This window comes from Selenomonas sp., from assembly GCF_052169755.1.
In the GTDB taxonomy this organism is placed as follows: Bacteria; Bacillota; Negativicutes; order Selenomonadales; family Selenomonadaceae; genus Selenomonas.
The window spans coordinates 1-4,619 of the sequence record NZ_JBQNBV010000146.1 but is presented as its reverse complement, the minus strand read 5'-3'; the positions used below and the strand labels follow the sequence as shown (position 1 = coordinate 4,619).

General features: G+C 46.2%; 8 protein-coding genes. 5 read left to right on the top strand and 3 right to left on the bottom strand.

Annotated features, from left to right (window positions below):
* Positions 1–338 (bottom strand): hypothetical protein (locus ACTTKG_RS09200; protein WP_442673909.1); only part of this gene is annotated, 338 nt, incomplete at its 3' end.
* Positions 339–461: 123 nt separating this feature from the next.
* On the opposite strand from ACTTKG_RS09200, the gene ACTTKG_RS09195 reads away from it, so the two are divergent.
* Complete coding sequence (locus tag ACTTKG_RS09195; RefSeq protein ID WP_442673908.1) at positions 462–830, top strand: hypothetical protein; 369 nt, start codon at positions 462–464, stop codon at positions 828–830.
* Between the two features lie 313 nt (positions 831–1,143).
* On the opposite strand, the gene ACTTKG_RS09190 is transcribed toward ACTTKG_RS09195, so the two are convergent.
* On the bottom strand, positions 1,144–1,419 hold the full coding sequence (locus tag ACTTKG_RS09190) for a hypothetical protein (RefSeq protein ID WP_442673907.1): 276 nt from the start codon (positions 1,417–1,419) through the stop codon (positions 1,144–1,146).
* A gap of 165 nt (positions 1,420–1,584) precedes the next feature.
* Here ACTTKG_RS09190 and ACTTKG_RS09185 point away from each other — a divergent pair, with 165 nt between their 5' ends.
* Positions 1,585–1,806, top strand: coding sequence for a hypothetical protein (locus tag ACTTKG_RS09185; protein WP_442673906.1), 222 nt, complete (start codon positions 1,585–1,587; stop codon positions 1,804–1,806).
* Positions 1,807–1,997: 191 nt separating this feature from the next.
* The gene (locus tag ACTTKG_RS09180) at positions 1,998–2,393 is read left to right on the top strand and encodes a hypothetical protein (protein WP_442673905.1); all 396 of its coding nucleotides are present in this window, start codon (positions 1,998–2,000) and stop codon (positions 2,391–2,393) included.
* A gap of 179 nt (positions 2,394–2,572) precedes the next feature.
* On the opposite strand, the gene ACTTKG_RS09175 is transcribed toward ACTTKG_RS09180, so the two are convergent.
* Entirely contained in the window at positions 2,573–2,773 is a 201-nt protein-coding gene (locus ACTTKG_RS09175) for a helix-turn-helix transcriptional regulator (RefSeq protein WP_442673904.1), read from the bottom strand.
* A 138-nt stretch (positions 2,774–2,911) separates the two neighbouring features.
* On the opposite strand from ACTTKG_RS09175, the gene ACTTKG_RS09170 reads away from it, so the two are divergent.
* Both ACTTKG_RS09170 and ACTTKG_RS09165 read left to right on the top strand, forming a co-directional pair.
* Positions 2,912–3,592: a LexA family protein gene (locus tag ACTTKG_RS09170; RefSeq protein ID WP_442673903.1), complete on the top strand. Its 681-nt coding sequence runs from the start codon at positions 2,912–2,914 to the stop codon at positions 3,590–3,592.
* A 34-nt stretch (positions 3,593–3,626) separates the two neighbouring features.
* Positions 3,627–4,424 carry a hypothetical protein gene (locus ACTTKG_RS09165; RefSeq protein WP_442673902.1) on the top strand — a complete coding sequence of 266 codons (798 nt, stop codon included), beginning with the start codon at positions 3,627–3,629 and terminating at the stop codon, positions 4,422–4,424.
* Positions 4,425–4,619 lie beyond the last annotated feature (195 nt).

Genomic DNA, 4,619 nt, shown 5'->3' with positions numbered 1-4,619 from the left:
ATGGCGGCGTTTTTGGCTTCGACGGGTGTTGCAAAGCAGCTCGCAAGCATTACGACATATCCGCGCTCACGCAGCCTGTTCTCTCGTACAAAACAGTGAATCTGCGCATCCGTCAAAACACTTCGCAGGTAGGTCTCAAACTTCATTTGCCCCACGCTCTCACTCTCCTCTTTATGCAGATACGCTGGTAGAGCTCCGACGGAAGTATCAAGCTCTACCGACGCAAGAATAAGCATCAGATCCTCACGGCTCAGACCTTTCTTCGCGCACCATGTGAAGAACTCGTCCGGGTCGTTTTTTCCTTTCATGCGGAATCTTCGCAGCTCCACTTTCTTCACCCCCTCTCTACGCCCGCCCTCACGCGGGCTTCTTCTCATCCTTGTCCTTGACGGCGCAGACGCTCTTTTCCCCATCTCCCTCACCGTGCTATACTAAGCACGAAAGGATGTGATTTTATGTCTATGCCGAACGAACTAGGTGACACTCTCGAAGCCGTTTTGAAACTCATCAAAATTCGTAACAGCGCCTCTGCGACCGATATTGCCGCCATCTTCAACACGCAGCCGCATCTCATGGTGAGTGGTTTGCAAGTGCTTCTTGACAAGGGCTATGTTTATCGTACCGTACCAAGTGATACGCCTTACGTCCGATTTGATGAAGCCTTCGCCATCTCCATGACAGGACGGGACTATCTTGAGGTTCGCAACCGCCATATACGGACAACGCTTATGACCTACCGCCTCAACATCATCGCCATCGTCCTGTCGGTACTCGCGTTCATCAAGTCATTCTTTCCCGACATCATCACTATCTGGAAAATGCTGCAATAAACGCCAGCAAACTTGCAATAAACGCAATGATACTCAGCGTATCGATGTCCTCCACCCATCTCACCCCCTCTCGCGGTTGTTGCCTGCCTTCCCACCGTGATATAATCACAGCGAAGGGAGGCGATCATCGTGGCAACCATCCGAGTAGAAACAATCGACGGTATCCATGAGTTCCGTCATGTCACCCGTATTTGGAATGACCAAGTACATGGCGACCGCTTGAATGCTCTGGAACTTATGTCGCAAGGGCACGTCGAAATCACCTATGACGGCAACCGTAAAGCACGGATAGACTGCAACTCTATCCGAAGCATTACGTTTGCAGTTCCGTCGTAAGCCCTCCGAAAAGCAACTGCTCTGCACAGGTTTGGTCAACGAACACGGATTCAATGAAGTTCCCATCGACCAAGCGCCAGCCCCACACAATCTGACTAGATATGTGCATGGGGCTTTTTTGCATCCCATTCTGCAAATCCGGCTTCACGTTCAGACGTTCCGAAATATCTGCCAGATTGTAGAACGCATCACCATCTGCCGTATGAACGACTTGAAGCGGAACATCGTGCAACCGTTCAATCTTGACTTTCATCCTTTTCCCTCCTCACTATCTGGAAAATGCTGCAATAAACGCCAGCAAACTTGCGATAAACGCTATGATACTCAGCGTATCGTTGTCCTCCATCTCTCTCCCCCTCTCGCGGTTGTTGCCCTACTCCCCACCGTGGTATAATCATCACGGAAAGGAGGGGTTGATATGACAAAAGACGAACTGAATGCCATTTTCCAAGCCGTTCACAAAGAGATGCTTGAAGATCGATCTATTGAGCGGCTGATGGAAAAAATGAAAGAGGAGGTTCATCAATGCGAAAATCCGACTTCCATTGATACGATTGTCCCGCACATCGCCTTGATGACGATGGATTACAACAAAGAGTTCATGTACCGTGTGCTGCTCAAAGTCTTAGTGATGGTTTGAGCAATCTTATCGACATCGGCTTCTTTGTTTCGTCGCCCTTCTATCTCCAGTAGCAGGGCGGCGATTTCTTTCGCCTCGCCTTTGATGATGATCTCCATTTCCTCACCCCCTCTCAAGCCGACTTCTCCTTCTTGTCTTGTTGCCGCCTCGCGCTCCATGGTACAATGAACACGGAAAGGATGTGCTCACGAATGGGATATTCCCGAAAAACATGCGAACGATTGGTAATGGCTGCTGATGAAGACGGAAGAATCACCTTTGCCCAAATCAGAAAAGTCTTTCCCGATTGGGACAGTTCATTTTTCTATGACATGATAGGCGATAATTTCGCGTATTCCTCATTCCTTGATGACGCAAGAATGAACGAAAAACGCTTTGAAACGGTCATGCTGTTTTGGGAAACATGCCCTGAAGATTATGTAAAGGGCTACATCTTCAAAGATACAGACTTGTTCAACCTATCCGTCAAAGGTGAAGACATTCGCTATGCTTATAGAGAAAGCCTACGAAACCGTCGCCTTGCAAAGACAGCTGCCATAGCTAGTGTCATTGCGGCTGTCGCTAGTGTAATAGCCCTGCTACGTTGATTATTGTGCACACAACAGCAATGATAATGCATACGATGTCGAGCAGAAGCATGATTCCTTGATGCCGAAAAACATAATTGTCCAGTCGTTCAGTCAATCGCTTGATCTCCATCCATCTCACCCCCTCTCTACGCCGCCCCGCTGGATTGCGCTGGTGATGATATAGAATTAAATTCTAGTCAGATCCCAAAAAAAATCACATCGATAGGCATTTCATACACCTTAGATATGCGTTTTTGATAACGTGGTTGAACGCGATCTGGATTACGTTCCCACTTTATAAGAGTGTCTTTTCCCACTCCCAAAAGCTTTGCAGCATCCAGCAACGTGAGATTCGCATTTACACGAGCTGCTTTCAGGGATATCTTAGGGAACAACATAATCACCTCCCGTTTCTTTTCTGATATCAGTATAATAGAATTAAATTCTAGTGTCAAGAATATTTTTCTATATTTTTATATTTATATTGCAAAAACTAGAATTTTATTCTATACTTATGCTATGGAGGTGTACAAGCGATGTCTCTATCTGACAAGACGCTAAAAGCGCGTGATCTATTTAGCGAACGCCTTAGAAAAATGCTTAAAGAGCACGATTTAAATCAAAATGAATTAGCAAAAATCCTCAATGTTTCTGAAAGTACCGTAGGAAAATGGGTGTTGGGAAAATCTATGCCGCGAACAATGGGGCTTATCCAACAAATAGCCGATTACTTTGATGTAGGGAAAAGCTATTTTCTGGAAGACACCCCATCAGAAGAACCCGCAGCCCTTCCCTCATCCACCTACCGCTATGTACCCGATGCGGTCGCCGCCGGAAGCCTTACTACCATTGAAGGGCTGACCGATCTGCCGCTTGTGACTGTCCCCGACTGTATGCTCGGACGATACGCACGCAATAAAAACATCATCCTCATGCCCGTCAGCGGCGAAAGCATGAACAATGTTATCTGTAACGGCGCAATCATCGCTGTACTCACAAAAATCGAGCTGCCGCAAATTAAGAATGGCGATATTGTGGTCGTCAGCAATAACGGTGATTACACGGTCAAGCGATTTTTCAACGACAAAGAGCACCAAGAGTTCATCTTCCGTCCCGACAGCAGCGATATGTCCTATCGCGACATCATTTTCAGCTATGACAACTGCGAAGACTTGCGGCTTGTCGGCAAGGTCGTTATGTATAATGTGACGTTGTAAAATAACAATCTATTTTTTATAGAAAGGTGTATCTTTGATGAATACTTTTTTCACCGTTTTAGCTTTTGTTTCTCTTGCTTTGATTCCAATAAGTTTTGCATTTCTCATCTACGCCTTTTTTCGAAAAAAAGCATACCGTCCTCGTTTAATTTTCGTAGGATGTTCTATTGGGCTTCTGATTATTGCTACGATTGGCGGTACGCTTACCATGTCACCTGAGCAGCACGCTGACATAGAGCAAAATCGAATCGCAAAGCAAGCACAGGAAGCGCAAGAAAAGGCAGAGAAGGAAGAGAAAAAAGCACAGGAAGCCGCCGAGAAGAACCAAAAAGAGGAACAGGCGGCGAAAGCGAAGGAACAAGCCGCCGCCGATGCTGCCGCACAAAAAGTATATGATGACCAAGCCAAATACGAGGCATGGATTCCCGAGCAAATTAAACTTCTTTGTCGTCAATCCTTGAAAGAAAACTTTATAAGCGTCGATATAAATGATAATCTTGGCAAAATGGATGACTCAAAGATTGTATTAGTTCACTGCCAAGCCAACATGAACGTATTTTCAGATGAACAACTTCGCCGCGCCCTCATGATACAGGCTAGCAAGGTCATGGAAACGCTATACAAGGCAAATCTTCCGATAAGCGAAGTAACAATCTTCGCAAATGGAAGTTTGATAGATCAATACGGAAATAAATTCAACGACACCATTATGAAGTGCACACTTTCCAGTGACACGGCGAAGAAAATAAATTGGAAGCATGTTCATGATTTAGTTATGAGCTTCCAGGATATGCAGGATGAACTTTGGTATCATCCTGCAATCAGAAAATAACGCCAATTAAGTACACTTTTCGTATTCGTGCTGATTATCCCTAAAGGAGGAATACCCCATGTTCAAGAAACTCGCGCTTGCCACCGTCGCAGCTGTGGCTCTCACCATCGCCACGCCCGCGCTCGCCTCGGACTATCTCGCAAATACAAAGTCGGGCAAGTTCCACTTCGCCGACTGCCGCACCATCAAGCACCC

Coding starts and splice junctions, on each gene's coding strand:
- ACTTKG_RS09170 (WP_442673903.1), top strand. CDS start 2,912: ATGTCTCTATCTGACAAGACGCTAAAAGCGCGTGATCTATTTAGCGAA.
- ACTTKG_RS09180 (WP_442673905.1), top strand. CDS start 1,998: ATGGGATATTCCCGAAAAACATGCGAACGATTGGTAATGGCTGCTGAT.
- ACTTKG_RS09195 (WP_442673908.1), top strand. CDS start 462: ATGCCGAACGAACTAGGTGACACTCTCGAAGCCGTTTTGAAACTCATC.
- ACTTKG_RS09175 (WP_442673904.1), bottom strand. CDS start 2,773: ATGTTGTTCCCTAAGATATCCCTGAAAGCAGCTCGTGTAAATGCGAAT.
- ACTTKG_RS09185 (WP_442673906.1), top strand. CDS start 1,585: ATGACAAAAGACGAACTGAATGCCATTTTCCAAGCCGTTCACAAAGAG.
- ACTTKG_RS09190 (WP_442673907.1), bottom strand. CDS start 1,419: ATGAAAGTCAAGATTGAACGGTTGCACGATGTTCCGCTTCAAGTCGTT.